Genomic DNA, 26,750 nt, shown 5'->3' with positions numbered 1-26,750 from the left:
TTATTCCCCCTGACTTACGGCAGGTGCCGGCTGAGCGGGGGCCGCTTCTGGCTGCGCATTATTGGCCGCAGGACTTGCCGGCTGAGCAAGCAAATTGCGAACCCGAGTCTGCATCAGCTTTTCAAGCAGGGCCTGGCTTTGCAGCGTTTGCGGAATATCCATATGAATACTTTGCTGGCTCAGGCCATCAAGCTCTTCAAGGAACGCTTTGGTGGCGGAATCATTGGTGTCGTAGTAGGCGCGAACCCACGTTGAAACGTTATCCAGCGCCTGCTTGTAAGTGTCTTCCTGATGGCGTGGCACCGCCTGCGCGGCGACTAGCAGGCGGGAGCGGATGTTTTCGCGCAGGTAGATATCCTGATTCGGCGCCAGGAGCGGAACCGCGGTTTCATCGCGGCGGCGGATAGTAATAAAGCTATCCATAAAGCTGTGCCAGCTTTTCACCAGATTTTGGCGCCATTCGGTAATCGTACCTGACAGCTCGCTGCTGTCAGAATCCATCGGGGAATCATCGCTGTCGTTGTCGGCCAGACGCAAATTATCCAGGCCGTTAGAGAGCTGATTGAGCTTGAGGATAATTCCGTCGTAGTCGACCTGTGTTACCGTAGACAGCGTAGAGATATCGTCGGTCAGTGCGCGGCGAGCGGTGATCAAACTTGGATCGTTCATATCTGCCAGGCTGGCGTCAGCGCTTTTCAATAGCGCAGCGGCCGTGGTGACATCCTGATCGCTCCACAGCTTGCGGCCGGCCAGTTTCACAAGGAAATCGGCCTGTGCCAGCAGCCAGGTTTTGGAATCGCTACCGGAAATAGTCGCGACTTTTTGCTGCACTTCGTCCAGATGACGTGCCAGCGCTGCCTGCTGTTTGCTGGCGTCGCTAAGTGCGGTCGTCTGCTGTTTTAGCGCCGCTTCAAATTCACTTTTTTGTTCTTCTTGCTGTTTTTGCAGGGCAATCAGCTGATTTGCCAGCGCATCGCTGGTGGCCGTCTGAGTGGACGCCTGATGCTTACCATAGCTATAAAGTCCGCCACCTAATGCCAGGGCAATGGCAATCGCGATGGCCCCCAGCGCAATACCGGCAATGCCGGAACGATTTTTCTTCGTCACGGGCTCGGCGTGTGATGGCGTCTCCGCCGCGGGTGTGGTTTCCTCAACTATGGCGGAGGAAGTATTTTGTTCCGTCATTGTGGCGTCCTGTTATTGTTAGGTGTGTTGTAACGCGCGAAGCAGCGCGTCATTGTCCGCATTCGCGGCGACCCGAATATTCTGCCAACCCAATGTCCTGGCAAGCCTTGCCAAACGCTCGCTGACAACAAGTAACTCACAGCGAAGTAACCAGTTCTCGCGATACCAGTCAGGCGTAAGCGTATAAAGCTGCTGTAGCATTTCGCCGCTGGTCACGACCAGCGTTGAGATCCCCCGGGCGTGCCAACGGTGGGCTTCTTCTGTTCCATCGTAAATAATAGCGCTTCGCTGATAGCATTCGCAGAAGCTAACTTCTGCACCTCGCGCTTCCAGCGTTTCGCCCAACAGTTCACGCCCGCCATTACCACGTAAAATCAATGCGCGCTTACCAGCAACATTTTGTAATTCCGGTAATTGTAGCAAGATTTCGCTGGTTTCCCGATCTTGTGGGTAACGAATAGGAATATGGCTGACGATATGGAAAGCCAGCGCTGTCGTTCTGCCGATGGCGAACCAACTGAGATTGCCCGGCCACGGGATGCCGTTACGGCGCAAAAGTGGGGCGGCATAGTCAATGACGTGCTGTGAGAGGACAAAGACCAGATCGCCTGGCGCGAGCGCCGCAAGCTGGGCCGGAAGCTGCGATAGTTGCCGGCCGGGCGAGAACTCGATAAGCGGGAAGCTGTAAGCCACCTGCCCGAGTGTGCGCAGTCGGCTCACTAACTCTTCCCCGGCTGGGGAGGGGCGGGTGACGAGGATCGTCATGCGGGAGCGTCTCCATCATAAACGTCGGCGAGGATTTCCCTTGCGCCGTTATTCAACAGCTCTTCAGCCAGTGAAACACCCATGGCCACGGCATCTTCTGGCTTACCTCGACGTTCACCACGAACCATAATGGAACCGTCCGGCGCGCCAACTAATGCGCGCAGCCAAAGCTCGTTATCTTTCAGCTCTGCATAGCTGCCGATCGGCACCTGACAGCCACCTTCAAGGCGCATATTCATCGCACGTTCGGCGCTCACGCGAACGGCGGTTTCATGGTGATTCAACGGTGCGAGCAGTGCTTTGGTGCGTTCATCGTCCAGGCGACATTCGATGCCGACGGCGCCCTGGCCGACTGCGGGTAAAGACACTTCCGGCGGTAAGGCGTAGCGAATGCGATCCTGCATCTCAAGGCGGTTTAGCCCGGCAACGGCAAGAATAATGGCATCGTATTCGCCTTTATCCAGTTTACCAAGGCGGGTGCCAAGATTGCCGCGCAGGGAACGAATCACCAGATCTGGACGCTGCTCGGCTATCTGACACTGACGGCGCAGGCTTGAGGTGCCCACAATGCTGCCGGCAGGCAACTCATCCAGCGTTTGATAATGATTGGAAACAAAAGCGTCGCGGGGATCGTCGCGCTCGCAGATGGTGACCAGCCCCAGACCTTCAGGGAATGCCACCGGCACATCTTTCAGGGAATGGACGGCGATGTCCGCGCGCCCGTCCAGCATTGCCAGCTCAAGCTCTTTAACGAACAGCCCTTTGCCGCCGACTTTGGCAAGCGGTGTATCCAGCAGGACGTCGCCACGGGTGACCATTGGCACCAGTTCAACGGTGAGTTGCGGGTGAAAAGCTTCAAGACGTTGCTTAACATAATGTGCTTGCCAGAGTGCAAGGGGACTTTGGCGAGTGGCAATTCTGAGTATATTGTCTAACATGCTTGTTACCGTAATTATCGTCCACTGACCATCCTACCACTCTTAGCGGAAGGCTGTCAGGTTCGGCGGTTTTTCCGGCAACAGAGGGACGTGATTCGTATTATGGAAGAAACAGCCTGTGGCCAGGGCATCTACCACTTTGGTAGCGCATCTTTCTTTACGGTCAACAGGCAAGGTGTTAAATTGATCACGTTTCCAGCAATTGCTGTCCCGATCGTTTATAATAATGGGGACAACAACCAGGAAACGGGTTTTTTCGTAATACTGAAACCATCAGGCGATACGTCTTGTACCTCTATATTGAGACACTTAAACAGAGACTGGATGCCATCAACCAACTGCGCGTAGATCGTGCGCTTGCTGCTATGGGGCCTGCCTTCCAACAGGTCTACAGTCTACTGCCAACGTTATTACATTATCATCACCCGCTGATGCCGGGTTACCTTGACGGTAACGTTCCCCGCGGCATTTGCCTCTACACGCCTGATGAAACCCAACGCCACTACCTGGACGAACTCGAGCTGCAGCGCGGTATGCCGCCTCAGGAGACGCCAGCGGGCGAACTGCCGATCACCGGCCTCTATTCTATGGGCAGCACCTCCTCCGTGGGGCAGAGCTGCTCTTCTGACCTTGATATCTGGGTTTGCCACCAGGCTTGGCTCGATAACGACGAGCGCCAACTGCTGCAGCGCAAATGTAGCCTGCTGGAAAGCTGGGCGGCCTCCCTTGGCGTTGAGGTCAGTTTCTTCCTGATTGATGAAAACCGCTTCCGCCACAACGAAAGCGGCAGCCTGGGCGGCGAAGACTGCGGTTCTACCCAGCATATTTTGCTGCTGGACGAATTTTACCGCACTGCGGTACGTCTGGCCGGGAAGCGCATTCTGTGGAACATGGTGCCGGGCGATGAAGAAGAGCATTACGACGATTACGTGATGAGCCTCTATGCGCAGGGTGTCCTGACGCCGAACGAGTGGCTAGATCTCGGTGGATTAAGTTCACTGTCTGCTGAAGAGTACTTTGGTGCCAGCCTGTGGCAGCTCTATAAAAGCATCGACTCGCCGTATAAAGCCGTGCTGAAAACGCTGCTGCTGGAGGCGTATTCCTGGGAATATCCGAACACGCGCCTGCTGGCAAAAGACATTAAACAGCGCCTGCACGACGGCGAAATTGTCTCCTTTGGCCTCGATCCGTACTGCATGATGCTGGAACGCGTCACCGAGTACCTGACGCAAATCGAAGATCATGCGCGTCTGGACCTGGTTCGCCGCTGTTTCTATCTGAAAGTTTGCGAAAAACTTTCACGTGAGCGTGCCTGTGTTGGCTGGCGCCGCGAAGTCCTTAGTCAACTGGTGAAGAGCTGGGGCTGGGACGAAGCGCGTCTGGCGATGCTGGACAACCGTGCAAACTGGAAAATCGACCAGGTCCGCGAGGCGCACAACGAACTGCTCGACGCGATGATGCAAAGTTACCGCAATCTGATCCGCTTTGCGCGCCGCAACAATCTGAGTGTGTCCGCCAGTCCGCAGGACATCGGCGTGTTAACGCGTAAGCTGTACGCTGCGTTTGAAGCGCTGCCGGGCAAAGTCACGCTGGTAAACCCGCAGATTTCCCCCGATCTGTCTGAACCGAACCTGACCTTTATCCATGTGCCGCTTGGCCGTGCGAACCGCTCTGGCTGGTATCTCTACAACCGCGCACCGAACATGGACTCTATCGTCAGCCATCAACCGCTGGAATATAACCGTTATCTTAATAAGCTGGTGGCGTGGGCCTACTTTAACGGCCTGCTGACCTCGCGTACCCGCCTGTTTATTAAGGGCAACGGTATTTGTGATTTACCGAAGCTGCAGGAGATGGTGGCGGATGTTTCCCATCACTTCCCGCTGCGGCTCCCGGCACCGACGCCAAAAGCGTTGTATAGCCCGTGCGAGATTCGCCATCTGGCGATTATCGTCAACCTTGAATATGACCCGACGGCCGCCTTCCGCAATCAGGTTGTGCATTTCGATTTCCGTAAGCTGGATGTGTTCAGCTTCGGCGAGCAGCAGCAGTGCCTGATTGGCAGCGTTGACCTGCTGTATCGCAACTCGTGGAACGAAGTGCGTACCCTGCACTTTAACGGCGAGCAGGCGATGATCGAGGCATTGAAAACCATTCTTGGGAAAATGCACCAGGACGCCGCACCGCCGGATAGCGTGGAAGTCTTCTGCTACAGCCAGCACCTGCGTGGCCTGATCCGCACTCGCGTACAGCAGTTGGTGTCTGAATGCATCGAATTCCGCCTTTCCAGCACGCGCCAGGAGCCGGGCCGCTTTAAAGCGCTGCGCGTCTCCGGGCAGACATGGGGCCTGTTCTTCGAGCGTTTGAATGTCTCGGTACAAAAACTGGAAAACGCCGTTGAGTTTTATGGTGCCATCTCGCACAACAAGCTGCATGGCCTGTCGGTGCAGGTTGGCACTAACCAGGTGCAGTTGCCGGCGGTGGTGGATGGCTTTGCCAGTGAAGGGATTATTCAGTTCTTCTTTGAAGAAGCCAGTGAAGACCAAGGCTTCAACATCTATATCCTGGATGAAAGCAACCGGGCGGAAGTTTATCATCATTGCGAAGGCAGCAAAGAAGAGCTAGTGCGCGACGTGAGCCGCTTCTACTCCTCGTCCCACGATCGTTTCACCTACGGCTCAAGCTTCATCAACTTCAACCTGCCGCAGTTCTATCAGATTGTGAAAACGGATGGGCGGGTGCAGGTCATTCCGTTCCGCACCCAGTCACTCACAACAGCCGCGCCGGTTAATCAGGACGACAACTCAGCGCCGCTGCTGCAGCAGTACCAGCCGTAATCAGCGGAAGCTAACCGCTTCACCTGCCTGCTGCGTGCTCGCTTCTTCCAGCAACTGCCAAAACTCTGCGCCGCTACGGTCGCATATCCATTCGTCACCTTTCAGGTTGAAATGGTAGCCGCCGCTTTTGGTGGCCAGCCACACCTGATGCAAAGGCTCCTGGCGGTTGATAATGATTTTGCTGCCGTTTTCAAAGCTGATGGTCAGCACGCCACCGTTGATCTCACAATCAATATCGCTATCGCCGTCCCAGTCGTCCAGGCGCTCTTCAATCGTGCGCCACAGGTTATCGGCTAAAAGGTGAAATTCGCTGTCGTTCATGTCTGCTTCCTGTTGGGATTTCAGGGCAGTATAAGAGCATCGCCGGTAATTAGAAACTGCGGCTCAGGGATCATTCAGGGCCGTAATACTCATCCGTTTTATCTGTGCCACCTTTTGAAAGACAACCTGCGTCAGCGATGAGAAGGGCCAGGTAGCAGCGATTATTTTCTTGCCCGATTTACTGCCAGGTGATTTTCAGCGGTCTGGGTGATGAAGAGTATTGCTTTTCAGGGTTCACCTGCGATGATAGACGGCAGAATAGTGAATCACAGGCTACCCGATAATGAAGAAGATTTTCTGCCCTCTAGCTTTGGCACTGACGCTCGTCAGCCTCACCGGCTGCGGCCTGAAGGGGCCTCTTTATTTCCCTCCGGCTGATAAAAAAGCGACGCCGACAACGCACAGCGCAACCCCAGAGCAACCTGTCCAGACGGCACCCGTCCGCAACAGTCGCGGCATTGATGATGCGCCGACTCAGGTTGTTTACTAGCTAAATCGTGCTTTGTAACCGCGCTAATGGAGCAGAAGATGCAGTTCTCTAAAATGCATGGCCTTGGTAATGACTTTATGGTCGTCGACGCGGTGACGCAGAATGTTTATTTCTCTCCGGAGCTGATCCGTCGGCTTGCGGATCGTCATCTTGGCGTCGGCTTCGATCAGTTGCTGATCGTTGAGCCTCCCTACGATCCCGATCTCGACTTTCATTACCGGATCTTTAACGCCGATGGCAGTGAAGTTTCCCAGTGTGGTAACGGCGCGCGCTGTTTTGCCCGCTTTGTGCGCCTGAAAGGGCTGACCAATAAGCGTGAAATTCGCGTCAGTACCGCCAATGGCAGAATGGTACTGAGCGTGACGGAAGATGAGATGGTTCGCGTCAATATGGGCGAGCCTAACTTCGAACCGTCCCAGGTGCCGTTCCGGGCAAACAAAGCAGAAAAGACCTATATTATGCGTGCCGCCGAACAAACCATTATGTGCGGCGTCGTTTCAATGGGGAACCCGCATTGCGTCATTCAGGTCGATGACATCGAAACCGCCGCGGTTGAAAGCCTGGGCCCAGTGATGGAAAGCCATGAACGCTTCCCTGAGCGAGCCAACATCGGCTTCATGCAGGTGGTGAGCCGCGAACACATCCGCCTGCGCGTTTATGAACGCGGTGCGGGCGAAACTCAAGCCTGCGGCAGCGGCGCCTGTGGCGCAGTGGCGGTTGGAATTCAACAAGGATTACTGGCGGAGCAGGTACGCGTTGAGCTACCTGGCGGCCGTCTTGATATCGCCTGGAAAGGGCCAGGGTCACCGCTTTACATGACCGGCCCGGCGGCCCACGTCTATGATGGATTTATACATCTATGAAGAATGCCGAGGAACAGCAAGAAGCCCTTCTTGAGCTTAACGATGTCGCGGTTGCCGAATACTTACAGCGCAACCCTGATTTCTTTATTCGCAATGCCCACCAGGTGGAGAGCATGCAGGTTCCTCACCCGGTGCGCGGCAGCGTTTCGCTGGTGGAGTGGCATATGGCCCGCAGCCGTAACCACATCAATCACCTCGAAGAGAACATGACGCTGCTGATGGAGCAGGCGAGCGCCAACGAAGGTCTGTTCTATCGGCTACTGAAGCTTCAGGGGCGACTGGCTTCGGCTTCCAGCCTGCAGGAAATGCTGAACCGGCTGCATCGCTGGGCGCGGGACATGGGTCTTGCCGGGGCGAACATCCGGCTTTTTGCTGACCGCTGGCGTATCGGCGCTCCGTCAGACTTCACGCATCTCGCGCTGAACCGCCCGGCTTTTGAGCCGCTGCGTATTCAGCGTCTTGGCGAAAGCCAGCACTACCTCGGCCCGCTTAATGGCCCGGAACTTTTGTTGGTCTTGCCGCAGGCAAAAGCCATTGGTTCCGTTGCCCTGTCGCTGATGGGCAACGAGGGCGATCTTGGCGTTCTGCTGTTCAGTAGCCGCGACCCGCAACATTATCAACAGGGGCAGGGCACTCAGCTGCTGCACGAGCTGGCGCTGATGCTGCCAGACTTGCTGGAGCGTTGGATTGAACGGGCATGACCACTTCCGTATTAACATCTCACGTTGATGGTTTTCTGCGATACCTCAAGGTTGAGCGTCAGCTCAGCCCGCTCACTCTCCTGAACTACCAGCGCCAGCTCACGGCGATTATTCACATTGCAGAAGAGATGAAGCTCACCAGTTGGCAGCAATGCGATGCCGCAGCCGTGCGTTCATTGGCCGTGCGTAGCCGCAGGGCTGGCCTACAGGCCTCCAGCCTCGCATTAAGACTTTCGGCACTACGCAGCTTTTTCGACTGGATGGTCAGCCAGGGAGAGCTAAAGGCGAACCCGGCCAAAGGCATCACCACGCCAAAAGCCGGTCGGCATTTGCCTAAAAACATTGAAGTCGATGATGTGAATCATCTGCTGGATATCGATCTGAACGATCCGCTGGCAGTACGCGATCGGGCAATGCTGGAAGTGATGTACGGCGCTGGCCTGCGTCTTTCCGAACTGGTGAATATGAATTGCAGTCATATAGATCTTTCTACCGGAGAGGTCTGGGTGATGGGGAAAGGGAGCAAAGAGCGCCGCGTACCCGTTGGCCGGAGCGCAGTGACCTGGGTTGAACACTGGCTGGATTTGCGCGAACTTTTTGGCCCGGACGACGATGCGTTATTTCTGGCGAAGACGGGAAAGCGAATATCCGCCCGCAATGTGCAAAAGCGGTTTGGCGAATGGGGTATCAAGCAGGGGCTAAGCAGCCATGTGCATCCCCATAAACTGCGTCACTCGTTTGCCACCCACATGCTGGAATCTAGCGGCGATTTGCGCGCCGTTCAGGAACTGCTTGGGCACGCTAACCTGTCCACTACGCAAATCTATACCCATCTCGACTTTCAACATTTAGCCTCGGTGTATGATGCCGCGCATCCACGCGCCAAACGGGGGAAATCGTAATGCATTTTTACCGCCCGCTCGGGCAAATTGCTGCTCTGACGTTCGATCTCGACGATACGCTTTATGATAACCATCCGGTGATCCTGCGTACCACTCAGGAGTCGCTGGCCTTTGTGCAGAATTATCACCCAAAGCTCAGCGCGTTTACTGCCCTGGATTTTCACCGCAGCCGTGAAGCGCTTCGCGTGAAAGAGCCGGACATTTATCATGATGTCACCGAATGGCGTCGCCGTGCCGTCGAGCAAATGATGCTGGATGCCGGACTTAGCGCGGAAGAGGCCTTTACCGGTGCCGGTGCCGCCATGGAGAACTTCGCAAAATGGCGCAGCCGCATCGACATCCCACAGGAAACGCACGACACGCTGGCAAAGCTTGCTAAAAAATGGCCGCTGGTGGCGATCACCAACGGTAACGCAGAGCCGCACCTGTTCGGGCTGGATAACTACTTCGAATTCATCCTGCGGGCCGGGCCGGACGGGCGAGCTAAACCTTTCAGCGATATGTATCATACCGCTGCGCAGCGTTTAGGTGTGCCGCTGGAGCAAATCCTGCATGTCGGCGATGACCTGACCACCGACGTGGCGGGTGCCGTGCGCTGCGGAATGCAAGCCTGCTGGATTAACCTGCGCGAAGGCGACCTGATGCGTATAGATGACAGCCGTTTATTACCGCATCTGGAGATTTCGCGGTTGGCATCCCTTCTCGCGCTGATATAATCAACAGTAACTCTGTACAAATCACCAGTAGTTGGCTGAGCCAACTCTTTCTCTTTTTCGGCGGTGCCAATGGACGTTTCTTACCTGCTCGACAGCCTCAACGACAAACAGCGCGAAGCGGTTGCCGCCACGCGCAGCAATATGCTGGTGCTGGCCGGGGCGGGCAGTGGTAAGACACGTGTGCTTGTGCACCGCATTGCGTGGTTGATGACGGTCGAAAACTGCTCGCCTTACTCGATCATGGCGGTGACCTTTACCAACAAAGCGGCGGCGGAAATGCGCCACCGCATCGGTCAACTGATGGGCACCAGCCAGGGCGGGATGTGGGTGGGTACCTTCCACGGCCTGGCACACCGTCTGCTGCGCGCGCACCATATGGACGCCAACCTGCCGCAGGACTTTCAAATCCTCGACAGCGAAGATCAACTGCGCCTGCTGAAGCGCCTGATTAAAGCGATGAACCTGGACGAGAAGCAGTGGCCGCCGCGCCAGGCGATGTGGTACATCAACGGCAAAAAAGACGAGGGCCTGCGCCCACATCACGTTGAAAGCTACAGTAACCCGGTGGAGCAAACCTGGCAGAAGGTATACCAGGCCTATCAGGAAGCCTGCGACCGCGCCGGGCTGGTGGATTTTGCTGAGCTGTTGCTGCGCGCCCACGAACTGTGGCTGCACAAACCACATATCCTGAATCACTATCGCGAGCGTTTCACCAACATCCTGGTGGACGAATTCCAGGACACCAACAGCATTCAGTATGCGTGGATCCGCCTGCTGGCCGGGGACACCGGCAAAGTGATGATCGTCGGCGATGATGACCAGTCGATCTACGGCTGGCGCGGGGCGCAGGTTGAAAATATCCAGCGCTTCCTGAATGACTTCCCGGGGGCACAAACGATTCGTCTGGAGCAAAACTACCGCTCGACGAACAACATTCTGAACGCGGCCAACGCCCTGATTGCCAATAACTCTGGCCGCCTTGGTAAAGAGCTGTGGACCGACGGCAGCGACGGCGAACCTATCTCAATCTATTGCGCTTTCAACGAACTGGACGAAGCCCGTTTCGTGGTTAACCGCATTAAAACCTGGCAGGAAAACGGCGGTGCGCTCGAGCAATGTGCCATTCTGTACCGCAGCAACGCCCAGTCGCGCGTGCTGGAAGAGGCGCTGCTGCAGGGCAGCATGCCGTACCGTATTTACGGCGGGATGCGCTTCTTCGAACGTCAGGAAATCAAAGACGCGCTCTCCTATCTACGCCTGATGGCCAACCGCAACGACGATGCTGCCTTTGAACGCGTGGTGAATACGCCAACCCGCGGTATCGGTGACCGCACGCTCGACGTCGTGCGACAGACCGCGCGTGACCAGCAGCTAACGCTGTGGCAATCTTGCCGCCTGCTGCTGCAGGAAAAAGCACTGGCTGGTCGTGCGGCCTCCGCGCTGCAGCGCTTTATGGAGCTGATTGACGCGCTCGCCCATGAAACTGCGGATATGCCGCTGCACGTCCAGACCGACCGGGTAATTAAAGATTCAGGCCTGTTCATCATGTATGAGCAGGAAAAAGGCGAGAAAGGCCAGACCCGAATTGAGAACTTAGAAGAGCTGGTGACGGCCACGCGCCAGTTCAGCTACAACGACGAAGACGAAGATCTGATGCCGCTGCAGGCGTTTCTCTCCCATGCCGCGCTGGAAGCGGGGGAAGGCCAGGCAGATACCTGGCAGGATGCCGTGCAACTCATGACGCTGCACTCGGCCAAAGGACTGGAGTTCCCACAGGTGTTTATCGTGGGGATGGAGGAAGGCATGTTCCCGAGCCAGATGTCCCTCGACGAGGGTGGGCGCCTGGAAGAAGAGCGCCGTCTGGCCTACGTGGGCGTAACCCGCGCAATGCAAAAGCTGACGCTGACCTATGCGGAAACGCGTCGCCTGTATGGGAAAGAAGCCTACCATCGTCCGTCTCGCTTTATCGGCGAGCTGCCCGAAAACTGCGTGGAAGAAGTTCGCCTGCGCGCAAGTATCAGCCGTCCGGTCAGCCATCAGCGGATGGGGACTCCTCTCGCCCAGAACGATTCTGGCTTTAGCCTGGGGCAGCGCGTGCGTCATCCTAAGTTTGGCGAAGGGACCATTGTGAACCTGGAAGGCAGCGGGGAGCACAGCCGCCTGCAGGTGGCATTCCAGGGGCAGGGAATCAAGTGGTTAGTTGCCGCTTATGCGCGCCTGGAAACCGTGTAACCTACAGAAACTAATTACAATTTTTAGTGCGTGGGCTACCCTTAATATGTCACTGGCATGAACTTGTTCAGCCGTGTCCCGTTGCGTGTTGACGCCATATTAGTGGTGGCGTAACATGCGCGCACGAATACGCTAAGAGGACACTCGCCTTGGACACACCCAGTAGATGCTGGCTCAATAACCTGTCATCCAGGTACAACTTCTAAGGCTATCCTCTGATGCTGATAGCCTTCGTGGTTGTCAGCGACCTCGTGTATTTTCATTCCGTCGCCCCTTGAGTCAGACTGTTTAATGGTCTGAAACCTCTATTGTTTCTGTCTGTGTGCCAACCGAATTGTCCCTGATCTTTTTTTGCATTGGGAGTCCCGGTCATGCTGAGCGCATTTCAACTGGAAAATAATCGCCTTGCCCGCATTGAGCTGGACGAGACGGATACCCTTGCCAATTCGGTATGGGTCGATCTCGTCGAGCCGGAAGAGAGCGAGCGAGAGCGAGTGCAAACGGAACTTGGTCAAAGCCTGGCAACCCGACCAGAGCTGGAAGACATCGAAGCGTCCGCGCGTTTTTTTGAGGACGAAGACGGCCTTCACATCCACTCCTTTTTCTTCTTTGAAGATGCCGATGACCACGCCGGTAACAGCACGGTCGCTTTTACCATTCGTGAAGGCCGCTTGTACACGCTGCGTGAACGTGAGCTACCTGCGTTTCGCCTGTACCGCATGCGCGCCCGCAATCAGTCCATGGCGGACGGCAATGCGTGGGAGCTGCTGTTGGATCTGTTTGAAACCAAAATCGAACAGCTGGCGGATGAAATCGAAAACATTTATAGCGATCTGGAGCAGCTTAGCCGTGTGATCATGGAAGGGCATCAGGGCGACGAATACGACGCCGCGCTTTCGACGCTGGCGGAACTGGAGGATATCGGCTGGAAGGTTCGTCTGTGCCTGATGGATACCCAGCGCGCGCTGAATTTCCTGGTGCGTAAGGCACGTTTGCCGGGCAGCCAGCTGGAGCAGGCTCGCGAAATCCTGCGAGATATCGAATCCCTGCTGCCGCATAACGAATCTCTGTTCCAGAAGGTGAACTTCCTGATGCAGGCGGCGATGGGCTTCATCAACATCGAGCAGAACCGCATCATCAAAATCTTCTCGGTGGTTTCGGTTGTTTTCCTGCCGCCAACGCTGGTGGCGTCCAGCTACGGGATGAACTTCGAGTTTATGCCTGAGCTGAAGTGGAGCTTTGGTTACCCCGGCGCGATCATCTTTATGATGCTCGCGGGCTTAGCGCCCTATCTCTATTTTAAGCGTAAGAACTGGCTTTAAACCGGTTGCGGCTTTCGTCCTGAAGGCCGCATCTGTCGATAGCATTTATTATCTTGTCTCTGCGATTATCTTGAGGGGCAGTTGCTTCTCAGCTCTAGTACTGTGCGAATTGACCATTTATTTTCATGACTTATTTCGGGATTGTCACGAATGTGATCCATCAGGTAATTTCTACAGGAGTATTCCTTTTGATCATTAGTAGAGTTGACATAACTCTCCTGATAATCAAATGTGGCCGTGTCGTCCATCCCTCGGGCGAGTAACCAAATGATTAAATTTTCTGAGCCATATCTGAATATATAGCTTAATAGATCTATTTTACTGTTCCTCCAAACGTGATGATCTGAGCTCAACAGCTCGATATTTAGAAAGTTTTTATTTTCCTCAATCTTTTTCATGATTTTTTCATCTGCATGGCTTAAGACACTTGTTGCCAAAAGCAGATTTTCATTTTTAGTAGAATGATATGGGAGGGCGTAATTAATAAAGGTTATATTGCCGTAATCTATTGCGTTTATGATATCTTGCTCATCTATTTTTATGTAGTTAGTTAATTCTGGATGTTTTTTGATAAGGAAGTTAAAGCGCTCTACGAACCATGTATTTTTAGCTGAATAGCGGTTGTTTATTTCGGAAGTGATTTCTTCTACAAGATTATTTTTATCACTTTCATTGAGTTTATGATAATAATCAGCGTAGAGTAGGTTTAATAGTGCTGTGTTTGTATTTTCACGAAGTAATGCGTTTTTGTAAAAGATTATAAACTGAAATGGGACATGTTTCGTCTCGGTGCTTCCAGCCATACAGTCCAGCATAAAGGTAAACGATTTTGCAGGATAAGTTTCAACCTCAGCCATTTCGTATAGATAATCAAAAGTGATACTATTATTTGAGCATTCATCATTAAATACTTGCTGAAGTTTTTTTATATTCCCTTGTTCCAACGCAGAAAAAATCATTGCGCGGTGATCTTGCTTTAATTTTTCTGAAAAGCAATAAAAATTATATACACAAAGTGATAAGCTGAACAGTATTATGTACGTATAAATGTCAACTTTTTTGGGTAGGTTAATTAACAATGACAAAGAGGCTGGAAGGAAAGTTATCAGACTCATGGTGATAAAAAAAATCGTATGGGAGCTATAGGGCAAACTATTTGGTGAGAAAAAATAATAGAGTATGTTAACTATTATTAAAACATTGGCAGATAATATTATTTTGATGAATGTAATTTGTTCTTTTTTCTTAAATGCGCCGTAAATAGTGATTGGTGTATAAATAAAAGGAGTTGTATAGATAATTGCTATAACTGCAAGGAATATATAAAAATCACTCGATGATGAAAACATCCATTGTCCTTAAATATTATTAATCCATTGATTTTTTACACTAACATGAATGCTTCTACGTCACTACTCCGTATATTGATTTGTGCCTGCTGCTTCACAGGCACATTACTAAAAAAATTGAACCTATAACGGTTAGCGTATTTTATACCTTACGCAGACGCCGCTGGGTATAAATCGCATCGGCAATAAACAGCGCCAGCGCCGCCCAGATAAAGCCAAAAGTAATCAGCTTATCTTCAGTTACCACTTCGCCGTAGAACGTCACCGCCAGCAGGAACATCAGCGTCGGCCCCAGATACTGGAAGAAGCCCAGCGTGGAAAGGCGCAAGCGGGTCGCGGCGGCAGTAAAGCAAAGCAGCGGCACCGTGGTGATCACCCCGGCGGCGATAAGCATCAGATTCAGCGTCCACGGGTTCATCCCCATATGGCTGGTGGCACTGTCGGCGATGCCAAACAGGTAAATGCCCGCGATCGGCAGCAGCCACAGCGTTTCAAACAGCATCCCGGTTTGTGCATCTACGGCAATCTTTTTGCGGATCAGGCCGTAAAAAGCAAAGCTGAAGGCCAGGCCCAGGCCAATAATCGGCAGAGAACCGAAAGTCCAGAGCTGAACCAGCACGCCACAGAAGGCCAGCAAGACAGCGACCCACTGCATCCGCCGGAAGCGTTCACCCAAAAAGAGCATCCCCAGCAGCACGTTCACCAGTGGATTAATAAAGTAACCCAGGCTGGCTTCCAGCATGTGCTGATTATTCACTGCCCAGATATAAAGCAGCCAGTTACCGCCAATCAACACGGCGCTTAACGCCAGCGCGAGGATCTTTTTACGGTTCTGGCAGGAGCGTTTCACCTGCGGCCACTGGCGGCAGACAGTGATCAGCGCCAGCATAAAGAAGAATGACCAGATAACGCGGTGGGTCAAAATTTCTGTCGCCGGTACGTAGTGAATCAGTTTGAAATATACCGGCGCGATGCCCCAGATAAAGTAGGCCGTCAGGGCAAGCAAGATCCCCTGACGTGTCTGTTTCGGATCCATGAAGAAAACTCAGCAAAAAAATAGTGAGCAAATAATAACAGGGTTTACATCCTTACCCTACCATGTAGGTAGCCGTTGCGCTGGCAATGTGCAGTTGGTCCTGGTTATGCAGCTCTACTCGCGCTACCGCAACTTTGTTACCGGCGCGCAACAGGCTGCTGCTGGCCGTGAAGCGCTCTCCGCGGCCCGGACGCAGATAATCCACGCGCAAATCGATGGTGCCCATTTTGGACAGACGTTGACGAAGCTCGTCTTCGGTGATGGTGTCGTGGCGAGTCAGCGTACTGCCTACGCAGACCAGGCCAGCCGCCACGTCCAGCGCGGAGGCAATAACGCCGCCGTGCAAGATGCTTTGTGCCCAGTTGCCCACCATCATCGGCTGATTATTAAAGCTCAACTGGGCGAACGCTTTTTCGTAGCGCTCCAGCTCCAGGCCAAGCGCGCGGTTAAACGGCATGTGATACACGAAGATTTCGCCCACCAGCTTGAGGGCGGCTTCTGTGGTCAATACGGGGGAAGACATCGTTCATTCCTCGAACAAATAACGAATAAGTTAACAAAGTGTGTAGTTTATGCTTCTCAATTGTTGCTTTCCACTTTCGGAACCGTAGAGACGTGCTTTGGCCCATCCTGCGGTAAAATGTTTGGCAATAAATATTTAGACACTTTTTGTTATGGAGAACGGGACTAATGCTGAAACCTTTGGGGTGGGGAGTAGCCGCGATGCTGCCCTTGACCGCCTTCGCACAAGAAACCACCATCGATAAGATTCACGACAAGCCCGCGGTGCGAGGCAGCATCATTGCCAATCTGCTGCAGGAACACGACAACCCTTTCACGTTGTACCCGTACGACACGAATTACCTGCTGTACACCTGGACCAGCGATATGAACAAAGAGGCAATTAGCTCTTATGACTGGGCCAGCAATGCGCGCAAAGACGAGGTGAAGTTCCAGCTCAGCCTGGCCTTCCCGCTTTGGCGCGGAATTCTGGGGGATAATTCAGTGCTGGCCGCCTCCTATACCCAGAAATCCTGGTGGCAGTTTTCCAACCGCAATGAATCCTCCCCGTTTCGTGAAACCAACTATGAGCCTCAGCTATTCCTCGGTTTCGCAACGGAGGCAACGTTTGCAGGCTGGACATTGCGGGACGTCGAGTTTGGCTATAACCACGATTCAAACGGTCGTTCTGACCCAACCTCGCGCGGCTGGAACCGCCTGTACACCCGCCTGATGGCACAACACGGCGACTGGCAGGTGGAAGTCAAACCCTGGTACGTAGTGGGGAGCGTAGAGGACAACCCGGACATCACCAAATACATGGGTTACTACCAGCTTAAGGTGGGCTATGCGCTGGGCGATGCGATTTTCAGCGTGAAGGGGCAATACAACTGGAATAGTGGCTACGGCGGGGCAGAATTTGGCTTGAGTTACCCGATCTCGAAAAACGTTCGCTTCTATACCCAGGTCTATAGCGGCTACGGTGAATCGCTCATCGATTACAACTTTAACCAGACACGGGTTGGCGTAGGCGTTATGCTAAACGATCTTTTCTAAAGCATTGCAGTTTCTCTTCCAGGCGCTGAAAATGGCGCCTGAATTTTAGGTAGTGGGGATAGCGTGGCACAGGCGGAAGTAATCAATCAGGCGTCGCTGGCGAGACAGGTTCTGCAGGATACCTTTGGGTACCAACAGTTCCGTCCGGGTCAGGAAACCATCATCGACACGGTGCTGGAGGGGCGTGACTGCCTGGTAGTGATGCCAACCGGCGGTGGTAAATCCCTGTGCTATCAGATTCCTGCCCTGGTATTTGGCGGTCTGACCGTGGTGGTTTCCCCGCTGATTTCCCTGATGAAAGACCAGGTCGATCAGCTGCTGGCGAACGGCGTGGCGGCGGCCTGTCTTAACTCGACCCAAACCCGTGAACAGCAGCTGGAGGTGATGACCGGCTGCCGTACCGGGCAAATTCGTCTGCTGTATATCGCGCCTGAACGCCTGATGATGGACAATTTTATTGACCATCTCAGCAACTGGCAGCTTTCGATGGTGGCGGTGGACGAAGCCCACTGTATTTCGCAGTGGGGGCACGACTTCCGCCCGGAATATGCCGCCCTTGGTCAGCTTCGCGAAAGATTGCCTGCCGTCCCCTTTGTTGCATTAACGGCCACGGCGGACGACACCACCAGGCTCGATATCGTGCGCCTGTTGGGACTCCACGATCCGTTTATCCAAATCAGCAGCTTCGACCGGCCGAACATTCGCTACATGCTGATGGAGAAGTTTAAGCCGCTCGATCAGCTCACCCGCTATATTCAGGAACAGCGCGGTAAGTCCGGGATTATTTACTGCAACAGCCGGGCGAAAGTGGAAGACATTGCCGCCCGACTGCAAAGCAAAGGCATCAGCGCTGGCGCTTATCACGCGGGCCTGGAGCATCAGGTGCGCGGTGACGTGCAGGAGAAATTCCAGCGTGACGATCTGCAAATCGTGGTCGCGACCGTCGCTTTTGGCATGGGCATCAACAAGCCGAACGTGCGTTTTGTCGCCCACTTCGATATCCCCCGCAACATTGAATCTTACTATCAGGAAACGGGCCGCGCCGGGCGCGATGGCCTGCCTGCGGAAGCGATGCTGTTTTACGATCCGGCGGATATGGCCTGGCTGCGTAAATGCCTTGAAGAAAAAGCACCGGGACAGCTGCAGGATATCGAGCGCCATAAGCTCAACGCCATGGGTGCGTTTGCCGAAGCGCAAACCTGCCGCCGTCTCGTGCTGCTGAACTACTTCGGCGAAGGCCGCCAGCAGCCCTGCGGCAACTGTGATATCTGCCTCGACCCGCCTCGTCGCTATGACGGTCTGATGGACGCGCAAAAAGCGCTGTCCTGCATTTACCGCGTCGGCCAGCGCTTTGGGATGGGCTACGTGGTTGAGGTTCTACGGGGGGCCAACAACCAGCGAATTCGCGATCTCGGCCACGACAAACTGAAAATTTACGGCGAGGGCCGCGAGCACACGACGGAGCACTGGGTCAGCGTGATCCGCCAGCTCATTCACCTCGGCGTGGTGACGCAAAATATCGCCGCGCACTCAGCGCTGCAGCTCACGGAAGCGGCACGTCCTTACCTGCGTGGTGAAGAGCCGCTGATGCTGGCGGTGCCCCGTGTTGTCGCCATCAAGCCGCGCGCCAGTCAGAAAGTCTTTGGCGGTAATTACGATCGCAAGCTGTTCGCCAAACTCAGAAAGCTGCGCAAATCCATCGCGGATGAAGAAAACATCCCGCCTTATGTGGTATTCAACGATGCGACGCTGATTGAAATGGCGGAACAGATGCCGCTGTCGCCCGGCGAGATGCTGGGCATTAACGGGGTGGGGACGCGCAAACTTGAGCGCTTTGGCCGCCCGTTTATGACGCTTATCCGCGACCACGTTGACGGTGTGGATGAAGAGTAGCCTGCCGCGAAGAAAAGTGGCAGGATAATGACTCTTCGAATTATCTGCACGCGAGCTATTCCCTATGTTAATGCTATTTCTGACCGTGGCGCTGGTGCACATCGTTGCCCTGATGAGCCCGGGGCCTGACTTTTTCTTTGTTTCCCAGACTGCCGTAAGCCGCTCTCGCAAAGAGGCGATGATGGGCGTGCTGGGGATCACCGCTGGCGTCATGGTTTGGGCAGGCGTGGCGCTGCTAGGCCTGCATCTTATCCTCGAAAAAATGGCCTGGCTGCATAACATCATCATGGTCGGCGGCGGGCTGTATCTTTGCTGGATGGGCTATCAGATGCTGCGCGGTGCATTCAAGAAAGAAGTTAAAAGCGAAGAGGCGCCAAAAGTCGAGCTGGCGAGCGGTGGGAAGAGCTTTGTGAAAGGGCTGCTGACGAACCTGGCTAACCCGAAAGCGATTATCTACTTCGGCAGCGTGTTCTCGCTTTTTGTTGGCGACAACGTGGGCAGCGCCGAGCGCTGGGGCCTGTTTGTGCTGATCGCGATTGAAACCTTCGCCTGGTTCACTATCGTGGCGAGCCTGTTCGCCTTACCAAAAATGCGTCGCGGCTATCAGCGCCTCGCCAAATGGATAGACGGTATGGCTGGCGCTCTGTTCACCGGGTTTGGTATTCACCTGATCATCTCCCGATAATCAGGCCTGGCGCGCTCCCGCAAGCAGCGCGCCAACCAGCATAAACAGCGAGCCAAAGACCCGGTTCAGGGCTTTCATCTGGCGCGGCCCTTTAATCCAGGCGGCAATCCGTTTGGCCAGGGTCGCATAGCCAATCATCACAATAATATCGACGACGACTGTGGTAACACCGAGAACAACGTACTGCATCGCCTGGGGCTGATGCGGGACGATAAACTGCGGAAACAGCGCGGCCAGAAACACGATGCTCTTCGGGTTGGTCAGGTTAACAAACACCGCTCGCTTGAACAGTTTGCTGCGCGGTTGCGTGGTGGCCAGCGTGTTTAAGTCCAGTGCACCAGCGGCTCTCCATTGCTGGATGCCCAGCCAGATAAGATAGGCAACGCCCGCCCACTTCAGCACTTCAAAGGCCAGCAGCGAGCGTGAAAACAGGGCCCCAAGCCCAACGCCGACCAGCACAATATGCAGCGCCAGCCCGGTTTGCAGTCCGGTAATTGACGCTGCCGCACCGCGATAGCCGTGGCTGATAGCGGTAGTCATGGTATTGATGGCACCAGAGCCGGGGGAAAGGCTAAGAATTATTGTGGTTAGCAGATAGGTAAACCACCACTCGAAGGTCATGCGAAACTCCCTGAACGCGCGCTTTTATGCCACAATACGCTATTGTTGATAAGCGTGCCACGGGCCATAAAAAAACCACAGATACCTGATGCCGACCCCTATTTCTCAGCATAAAAATGGATGGTTAGAACGCGAAGGCGCATTTGCTGCTTTTGCCACGGGCCCACTGACGGACTTCTGGCGCAAGCGGGAAGAGCGCGAATTTACCGGCGTGGACGACGTGCCGGTTCGCTACGTTCGCTTCTGTTCACCGCAGCACGATCGCGTGATTGTGGTCTGCCCTGGTAGAATAGAAAGCTACGTGAAATATGCTGAGCTGGCGTATGACCTGTTCCACAGCGGGTTTGATGTGTTGATCATCGACCACCGCGGGCAGGGGCGTTCAGGACGCATGCTGTCGGACACCCACCGTGGCCACGTCGTCAACTTTAGTGACTATGTCGAAGATTTTGACCATTTTTACCAGCAGGAAGTGGCGTCAGGGCACTGGCGTAAACGCTACCTGTTGGCCCATTCGATGGGCGGCGCCATTGCCGCGTTATGGTTACAGCAAGCCCCGGGCGCTTTTGATGCGGTCGCGCTCTGCGCCCCGATGTTTGGTATTATCCTGCGCTGGCCGGAATGGATGGTGCGTCATATTCTTGACTGGGCCGAAGGGCATCCACGTATTCGGGAAGGATACGCCATTGGGACTGGCCGCTGGCGCGCGCTGCCGTTTAGCGTTAACGTCCTGACCCACAGCGAAGAGCGGTACCGCCGCAGCCTGCGTTTTTATGCTGATGAGCCAGCATTACGGGTGGGCGGGCCAACGTTCCATTGGGTACGAGAAGGGATCCTCGCCGGAGAAAAGGTGTTAGCAGGAGCCACTGCCATCACCACGCCGATCTTTTTACTCCAGGCGGAAGAGGAGCGAGTGGTCGATAACCGCGCGCACCAGCAATTCTGCGAAATTATGGCCGCGGCGGGCCACCCTTGTGAGGGGGAAACACCTTACGTCATTGAAGGCGCGTATCACGAGATCCTGTTTGAGAAGGACGCTATGCGAGCCAGAGCATTGTCTGCCGTGCTTGAGTTTTTCGACCGGCATAACTAATTGAAAATATCTCTCCAGAGGCTGAATATCCCTATGTACCACGTCGTTGCTTCAGATTTAGATGGCACCTTGCTGTCTCCCGATCATTTCCTCTCCGCTTACGCGAAAGAAACGTTAAAACTGCTCACCGCTGAAGGCGTTAACTTTGTTTTTGCCACCGGCCGTCACCATATCGATGTGGCGCAAATTCGCGACAATCTTGAGATCAAGGCGTACATGATCACCTCGAACGGCGCTCGCGTGCACGATACCGACGGCAACTTGTTCTTCTCTCACGATCTCGACCACGACATCGCTCAGGACTTGTTTGGCGTGGTGCATAACAACCCGGACATCGTGACCAACGTCTACAAAGGCGACGAGTGGTTTATGAACCGCCACCGCCCGGAAGAGATGAAGTATTTCCAGGAAGCCAAATTCAGCTACACCCTGTTTGAACCGGGCCTGCTGGAAGCCGACGGCGTCAGCAAAGTATTCTTTACCTGCGACGATCACGACACGCTGCTGCCGCTGGAACAGGCGATCAACGCCCGCTGGGGTGACCGCGTGAACGTCAGCTTCTCGACGCTGACCTGTCTGGAAGTGATGGCGGGCGGTGTTTCCAAAGGACACGCTCTGGAAGCGGTCTCGAAAGCGATGGGTTACGGCCTGAAGGATTGCATTGCCTTTGGCGACGGCATGAACGACGCCGAGATGCTGAGCATGGCCGGTAAGGGCTGCATCATGGGCAACGCTCACCAGCGCCTGAAAGATCTGTTGCCGGAGCTGGAAGTGATTGGCACCAACGGCGACAACGCCGTGCCGCATTATCTGCGTAAGCTGTTCCTCAAGACTGAGTGATCGGCAAATGACGAGTGGTTAATAAATACCCACTCGTCAACTAAATAGTTAAGCCGATGTAGCCTCCTCTCAGTACAATGGCGCAATCTTGTTCGTTGTGGATTGCTCATTGTGCCATTACTCATCATTACCACGATTCTGTGGGCCTTCTCGTTTAGCCTGATTGGGGAGTACCTCGCCGGGCATGTGGACAGCTATTTCTCGGTGCTGATGCGCGTTGGCCTGGCGGCGCTGGTGTTTCTGCCGTTCCTGCGTTTTAAAGGCTACCCGCTCAAAACCCTGCTGCTGTACATGCTGGTGGGCGCGCTACAGCTGGGCGTGATGTACCTCTTCAGCTTCCGCGCTTACCTCTATCTCACGGTATCCGAATTCCTGCTTTTCACGGTAATGACGCCGCTGTACGTCACGCTGATTTACGACCTGCTGAGCGGCAATAAACTGCGCTGGGGCTATGCGCTGAGTGCGGGGCTGGCGGTGATTGGCGCGGCGATTATTCGTTACGATAAAGTCAGCGATCACTTCTGGATCGGCCTGCTGCTGGTGCAGGGGGCGAACATCTGCTTCGCTATCGGCATGGTGGGCTACAAGCGCCTGATGGAAACGCACCCGATGCCGCAGCACTGCGCGTTTTCGTGGTTCTATCTGGGGGCGTTTATTGTCGCCGTTGTTGCCTGGTTTGCGCTTGGCAATCCGCAGAAACTCCCCACCACGACGCTACAGTGGGGGATTTTGGTCTGGCTTGGCGTTGTCGCTTCCGGGTTGGGTTATTTTATGTGGAACTACGGCGCAACTCAGGTGGACGCCGGCACGCTCGGCATCATGAACAACGTGCACGTCCCGGCCGGGCTGCTGGTGAATCTTGCCATCTGGCAGGAGCAGCCCCACTGGCCGAGCTTTATTATTGGGGGAACGGTAATAATGGCCTCGCTGTGGGTACATCGCCGATGGGTCGCTCCGCGTTCTTCACAAACGGTAAATGGTCGCAGGCGTGCTGGCGCGTCGAGCGAATAAACGCCTCGGTCACCGGCTGGCGCTGTTCGCCGTCACGTACCGCGGCGTAGAGGCGGCTCCATAAACCTTCACCCAGGGTTCTGGTCACAATCAGGCCCTGGTGCTCAAAGCTTTCCACCACCCAATGCGGCAGGGCGGCAATCCCCATCCGCGCCGATACCATCTGAATCAGCAGCAGCGTGTTATCGACGTTTTTCAACGACGGGCTAACCCCTGCTGGCTGCAGGAAATGACGCCAGATATCCATACGCTCACGCTGTACCGGGTAAATAAGCAGCGTTTCAAGCGTTAAATCTTCAGGCTCAATGCTCTCTTTCTTCGCCAATGGGTGGTCGGTCGCCATCACCAGGCGCACTTCAAAATCAAACATCGGCGAATAATGTAGCCCGCTGCGCGGCAAAATATCCGATGTCAGAACGATATCCAGCTCGCCCTGCTGCAGCGCAGGCTGCGGATCAAACGTAACGCCGGATTTAAAGTCCATCTCCACCTGCGGCCAGTGCTGGCGGAAATTTTCCAGCGCAGGCGTCAGCCACTGAATGCAGCTGTGGCACTCAATCGCAATGCGCAGCCGGGTTTGATGCGGCTCATTGCAGGCCTGCAGGGCGCGGCCAATCTGCGGCAACACTTGTTCCGCCAGCTGCAGCAGGATCTCCCCCTGCGGCGTAAAGCGAAGTGGCTGACTTTTACGGATAAACAGGCGGAAGCCGAGCCGCTGCTCCAGATCGCTGAACTGGTGAGAGAGGGCCGACTGAGTCTGATGCAGGGCGGCAGCAGCGGCGGCCAGCGAACCGCTGTGTCGTAACGCTTGCAGCGTCCGCAGGTGTTTAATCTCGATCATGAAAGTCCTTCACTTCGGCATGAACAAATTGCGCTTGAGGATTATACAGTACCTGCTGATTATAGAAGTGTAAACATCTGGATGGCTAAATACATCGCACCGAATAGAGGAAAGACCATGACAATCCATAATCACACCCTGGGGTTCCCTCGCGTCGGCCTTAAGCGCGAGTTGAAAAAAGCACAAGAAAGCTACTGGGCAGGGAATACCTCCCGCGAAGAATTACTGGCGGTTGGCCGCGAACTGCGTGCCCGCCACTGGGACCAACAAAAACAAGCCGGCGTCGAATTACTGCCGGTGGGCGATTTCGCATGGTACGACCATGTTCTGACCACCAGCCTGCTGCTCGGTAACGTACCGGCTCGTCATCAGAACAAAGACGGCAGCGTCGATATCGATACGCTGTTTCGCATCGGCCGTGGCCGGGCACCAACCGGCGAGCCTGCTGCTGCCGCAGAAATGACCAAATGGTTCAATACCAACTACCACTACATGGTGCCGGAATTTACTAAGGGGCAGCGGTTCAAACTGACCTGGACTCAGTTGCTGGAAGAAGTCGACGAGGCGCTTGCGCTGGGCCATAAGGTGAAACCTGTCCTGCTTGGGCCAGTGACTTACCTGTGGCTGGGCAAAGTGAAAGGCGAACAGTTTGATCGCCTGAGCCTGTTGAAAGATATTTTGCCGGTCTACCAGCAGGTGCTGGCCGAATTGGCGAAGCGTGGCGTTGAGTGGGTACAAATCGATGAGCCTGCGCTGGTGCTGGAGCTGCCAAAAGCATGGCTGGATGCCTTCAAACCCGCTTACGACGCGCTGATCGGCCAGGTGAAGCTGCTGCTTACCACCTACTTCGAAGGCGTGGGGCCAAACCTGAACACCATCACCGCGCTGCCGGTGCAGGGTCTGCACGTTGATTTTGTACATGGCAAAGATGACGTGAATGACATCCATAAGAAACTGCCTGCAAACTGGTTGTTGTCGGCGGGTGTTATCAACGGCCGTAACGTCTGGCGTGCCGATCTGACGGAGAAATATGCTCAGTTAAAAGACCTGGTGGGTAAACGTGAGCTGTGGGTGGCATCTTCCTGCTCCCTGCTGCACAGCCCAATTGACCTGAGCGTAGAAACTCGCCTGGATGCCGAAGTTAAAAGCTGGTTTGCTTTTGCCCTGCAGAAGTGTGCTGAGCTGTCCTTACTGACTGAAGCATTAAACAGTGGGAATACCGCCAAAATTGCTGAATGGAGCGCCCCGATTCAGGCTCGTCGTCAGTCCAAACGTGTGCACAATGCCGCTGTCAGCGAGCGTCTGGCTAAAATTACCGCCCAGGACAGCCAGCGCCAGAATGCTTACACTGCCCGTGCAGCAGCCCAGCGTGAACGCTTCAACCTGCCGGCCTGGCCAACAACGACCATTGGCTCCTTCCCGCAAACAACTGAAATTCGCGGCCTGCGCCTGGACTTCAAAAAAGGCAAGCTGGACGCGAGCAACTATCGCACCGGTATCGCCGAACACATTAAACAGGCGATTGTTGAGCAGGAACGTCTGGGCCTTGACGTGTTGGTGCATGGCGAAGCTGAGCGTAACGACATGGTTGAGTATTTCGGCGAACATCTGGATGGCTTCGTCTTTACTCAGAACGGCTGGGTGCAGAGCTACGGTTCCCGCTGCGTGAAACCCCCGATTGTTATCGGCGATATCAGCCGTCCGGAGCCGATCACCGTTGAGTGGGCCAAATACGCGCAGTCCCTGACCGACAAACCGGTTAAAGGCATGCTGACCGGTCCGGTGACGATTCTTTGCTGGTCCTTCCCGCGTGAAGATGTTTCCCGGGAGACTATCGCGAAGCAGATTGCGCTGGCCCTGCGTGACGAAGTAGCGGATCTGGAAGCCGCAGGTATCGGTATCATCCAGATTGATGAACCCGCCCTGCGTGAAGGTTTGCCGCTGCGCCAGTCCGACTGGCAGGCTTATCTGGAGTGGGGCGTGGAGGCCTTCCGTCTGAACGCCGCCGTGGTGCGAGATGACACCCAAATCCATACCCACATGTGCTACTGCGAGTTCAACGACATCATGGACTCCATTGCGGCGCTGGATGCGGACGTGATCACCATCGAAACTTCCCGTTCCGATATGGATCTGCTGGAGGCGTTTAAAGAGTTCGAATACCCGAATGAAATCGGGCCGGGCGTGTACGACATCCACTCTCCAAACGTTCCGGATGTGCAATGGATTGAAGCCCTGCTCAAGAAAGCGGCGGAATCTGTTCCGGCAGAGCGCCTGTGGGTTAACCCGGACTGCGGCCTGAAAACCCGTGGCTGGCCAGAAACCCGTGCGGCGCTGGCAAACATGGTGCAAGCGGCCCAGAATCTGCGCGAGGCTTAATACTAAAACGGAGGTGAGAGCCTCCGTTTTTCACACAGTTAAAATCACGCCCTCATCTCCCTGTTCGCTAATGCATGCTAATGCCAGGAATAATGCCCTTACTCTTTTCTGAAAGTCGTATTTATCCAACATTCACCTTGTCACGCTGAATTTTTTCTTGAGAAGCTTACTGC

The 26,750-nt window shown here is 54.6% G+C and carries 25 protein-coding genes; 16 read left to right on the top strand and 9 right to left on the bottom strand.

What is annotated here, in order from left to right; all coding sequences use genetic code 11:
- From hemX to hemC, 3 genes are read right to left on the bottom strand one after another with little or no spacing between them, the layout of a single operon-like run.
- Positions 1-1,185 carry a uroporphyrinogen-III C-methyltransferase gene (gene hemX, locus WFK85_RS20010; protein ID WP_336709228.1) on the bottom strand — a complete coding sequence of 395 codons (1,185 nt, stop codon included), beginning with the start codon at positions 1,183-1,185 and terminating at the stop codon, positions 1-3.
- A gap of 18 nt (positions 1,186-1,203) precedes the next feature.
- Positions 1,204-1,950 (bottom strand): uroporphyrinogen-III synthase, encoded by a 747-nt coding sequence (gene hemD / locus WFK85_RS20005; protein WP_336709227.1) that lies wholly within the window; start codon positions 1,948-1,950, stop codon positions 1,204-1,206.
- Complete coding sequence (gene hemC, locus WFK85_RS20000) at positions 1,947-2,888, bottom strand: hydroxymethylbilane synthase (RefSeq protein WP_008455526.1); 942 nt, start codon at positions 2,886-2,888, stop codon at positions 1,947-1,949. The genes hemD and hemC overlap by 4 nt, the downstream gene beginning before the upstream one ends.
- Before the next feature lie 287 nt (positions 2,889-3,175).
- Between hemC and cyaA the strand changes: the two genes are divergently transcribed.
- The gene (gene cyaA, locus WFK85_RS19995; RefSeq protein ID WP_008455525.1) at positions 3,176-5,725 is read left to right on the top strand and encodes a class I adenylate cyclase; all 2,550 of its coding nucleotides are present in this window, start codon (positions 3,176-3,178) and stop codon (positions 5,723-5,725) included.
- Here cyaA and cyaY read toward each other — a convergent pair whose 3' ends face one another.
- Positions 5,726-6,046, bottom strand: a complete 321-nt coding sequence (cyaY, locus tag WFK85_RS19990) for an iron donor protein CyaY (RefSeq protein WP_008455522.1) — start codon at positions 6,044-6,046, stop codon at positions 5,726-5,728.
- 283 nt (positions 6,047-6,329) lie between these two features.
- Here cyaY and lptM point away from each other — a divergent pair, with 283 nt between their 5' ends.
- From lptM to corA, 8 genes are all read left to right on the top strand, one after another.
- Positions 6,330-6,536, top strand: coding sequence for an LPS translocon maturation chaperone LptM (gene lptM, locus WFK85_RS19985; protein WP_008455520.1), 207 nt, complete (start codon positions 6,330-6,332; stop codon positions 6,534-6,536).
- A 38-nt stretch (positions 6,537-6,574) separates the two neighbouring features.
- Positions 6,575-7,399: a diaminopimelate epimerase gene (gene dapF / locus WFK85_RS19980; RefSeq protein WP_061277805.1), complete on the top strand. Its 825-nt coding sequence runs from the start codon at positions 6,575-6,577 to the stop codon at positions 7,397-7,399.
- The gene (locus tag WFK85_RS19975; protein ID WP_166995870.1) at positions 7,396-8,100 is read left to right on the top strand and encodes a DUF484 family protein; all 705 of its coding nucleotides are present in this window, start codon (positions 7,396-7,398) and stop codon (positions 8,098-8,100) included. The genes dapF and WFK85_RS19975 overlap by 4 nt, the downstream gene beginning before the upstream one ends.
- Complete coding sequence (gene xerC / locus WFK85_RS19970) at positions 8,097-9,002, top strand: tyrosine recombinase XerC (RefSeq protein WP_336709223.1); 906 nt, start codon at positions 8,097-8,099, stop codon at positions 9,000-9,002. The genes WFK85_RS19975 and xerC overlap by 4 nt, the downstream gene beginning before the upstream one ends.
- On the top strand, positions 9,002-9,718 hold the full coding sequence (gene yigB / locus WFK85_RS19965; RefSeq protein WP_336709222.1) for a 5-amino-6-(5-phospho-D-ribitylamino)uracil phosphatase YigB: 717 nt from the start codon (positions 9,002-9,004) through the stop codon (positions 9,716-9,718). The genes xerC and yigB overlap by 1 nt, the downstream gene beginning before the upstream one ends.
- Positions 9,719-9,787: 69 nt before the next feature.
- Positions 9,788-11,950, top strand: coding sequence for a DNA helicase II (gene uvrD, locus WFK85_RS19960; protein WP_336709221.1), 2,163 nt, complete (start codon positions 9,788-9,790; stop codon positions 11,948-11,950).
- 149 nt (positions 11,951-12,099) lie between these two features.
- A complete protein-coding gene (gene ysgD, locus WFK85_RS23665; RefSeq protein ID WP_353591484.1) occupies positions 12,100-12,156 on the top strand; it encodes a YsgD/CorL family protein in 57 nt (18 codons plus the stop codon).
- 165 nt (positions 12,157-12,321) lie between these two features.
- Entirely contained in the window at positions 12,322-13,272 is a 951-nt protein-coding gene (corA, locus tag WFK85_RS19955) for a magnesium/cobalt transporter CorA (protein ID WP_039289228.1), read from the top strand.
- Positions 13,273-13,337: 65 nt separating this feature from the next.
- On the opposite strand, the gene WFK85_RS19950 is transcribed toward corA, so the two are convergent.
- The 3 genes from WFK85_RS19950 to yigI form a co-directional block, all read right to left on the bottom strand.
- Positions 13,338-14,621, bottom strand: a complete 1,284-nt coding sequence (locus tag WFK85_RS19950; RefSeq protein WP_166995880.1) for a hypothetical protein — start codon at positions 14,619-14,621, stop codon at positions 13,338-13,340.
- Positions 14,622-14,763: 142 nt separating this feature from the next.
- Positions 14,764-15,657 (bottom strand): EamA family transporter RarD, encoded by an 894-nt coding sequence (gene rarD, locus WFK85_RS19945; RefSeq protein WP_008455504.1) that lies wholly within the window; start codon positions 15,655-15,657, stop codon positions 14,764-14,766.
- Positions 15,658-15,709: 52 nt separating this feature from the next.
- Positions 15,710-16,180, bottom strand: a complete 471-nt coding sequence (yigI, locus tag WFK85_RS19940; RefSeq protein ID WP_008455502.1) for an acyl-CoA thioesterase YigI — start codon at positions 16,178-16,180, stop codon at positions 15,710-15,712.
- A 167-nt stretch (positions 16,181-16,347) separates the two neighbouring features.
- Here yigI and pldA point away from each other — a divergent pair, with 167 nt between their 5' ends.
- The 3 genes from pldA (at position 16,348) to rhtC (ending at position 19,792) form a co-directional block, all read left to right on the top strand.
- Complete coding sequence (gene pldA, locus WFK85_RS19935; RefSeq protein WP_336709219.1) at positions 16,348-17,214, top strand: phospholipase A; 867 nt, start codon at positions 16,348-16,350, stop codon at positions 17,212-17,214.
- Between the two features lie 63 nt (positions 17,215-17,277).
- Positions 17,278-19,107, top strand: a complete 1,830-nt coding sequence (gene recQ, locus WFK85_RS19930) for an ATP-dependent DNA helicase RecQ (protein WP_336709217.1) — start codon at positions 17,278-17,280, stop codon at positions 19,105-19,107.
- Between the two features lie 64 nt (positions 19,108-19,171).
- The gene (rhtC, locus tag WFK85_RS19925; RefSeq protein ID WP_166879511.1) at positions 19,172-19,792 is read left to right on the top strand and encodes a threonine export protein RhtC; all 621 of its coding nucleotides are present in this window, start codon (positions 19,172-19,174) and stop codon (positions 19,790-19,792) included.
- Here the strand turns inward: rhtC and rhtB are convergent, their stop codons facing one another.
- Positions 19,793-20,413 (bottom strand): homoserine/homoserine lactone efflux protein, encoded by a 621-nt coding sequence (gene rhtB, locus WFK85_RS19920; protein ID WP_008455495.1) that lies wholly within the window; start codon positions 20,411-20,413, stop codon positions 19,793-19,795.
- A gap of 88 nt (positions 20,414-20,501) precedes the next feature.
- Between rhtB and pldB the strand changes: the two genes are divergently transcribed.
- The 3 genes from pldB (at position 20,502) to WFK85_RS19905 (ending at position 23,357) form a co-directional block, all read left to right on the top strand.
- The gene (pldB, locus tag WFK85_RS19915; RefSeq protein ID WP_336709215.1) at positions 20,502-21,506 is read left to right on the top strand and encodes a lysophospholipase L2; all 1,005 of its coding nucleotides are present in this window, start codon (positions 20,502-20,504) and stop codon (positions 21,504-21,506) included.
- Positions 21,507-21,539: 33 nt separating this feature from the next.
- Complete coding sequence (gene yigL / locus WFK85_RS19910) at positions 21,540-22,346, top strand: sugar/pyridoxal phosphate phosphatase YigL (protein WP_008455489.1); 807 nt, start codon at positions 21,540-21,542, stop codon at positions 22,344-22,346.
- A gap of 111 nt (positions 22,347-22,457) precedes the next feature.
- Positions 22,458-23,357 carry a carboxylate/amino acid/amine transporter gene (locus WFK85_RS19905; RefSeq protein WP_166879503.1) on the top strand — a complete coding sequence of 300 codons (900 nt, stop codon included), beginning with the start codon at positions 22,458-22,460 and terminating at the stop codon, positions 23,355-23,357.
- Here the strand turns inward: WFK85_RS19905 and metR are convergent.
- Complete coding sequence (gene metR / locus WFK85_RS19900) at positions 23,245-24,198, bottom strand: HTH-type transcriptional regulator MetR (protein ID WP_166995887.1); 954 nt, start codon at positions 24,196-24,198, stop codon at positions 23,245-23,247. The genes WFK85_RS19905 and metR overlap by 113 nt on opposite strands.
- Positions 24,199-24,315: 117 nt before the next feature.
- Between metR and metE the strand changes: the two genes are divergently transcribed.
- Positions 24,316-26,577: a 5-methyltetrahydropteroyltriglutamate--homocysteine S-methyltransferase gene (metE, locus tag WFK85_RS19895; protein ID WP_336709213.1), complete on the top strand. Its 2,262-nt coding sequence runs from the start codon at positions 24,316-24,318 to the stop codon at positions 26,575-26,577.
- Positions 26,578-26,750 lie beyond the last annotated feature (173 nt).

This window comes from Cedecea sp. VD22, assembly GCF_037150195.1.
Taxonomy (GTDB): Bacteria; Pseudomonadota; Gammaproteobacteria; order Enterobacterales; family Enterobacteriaceae; genus Cedecea.
This window is presented reverse-complemented; position numbering and strand designations above follow the sequence as displayed.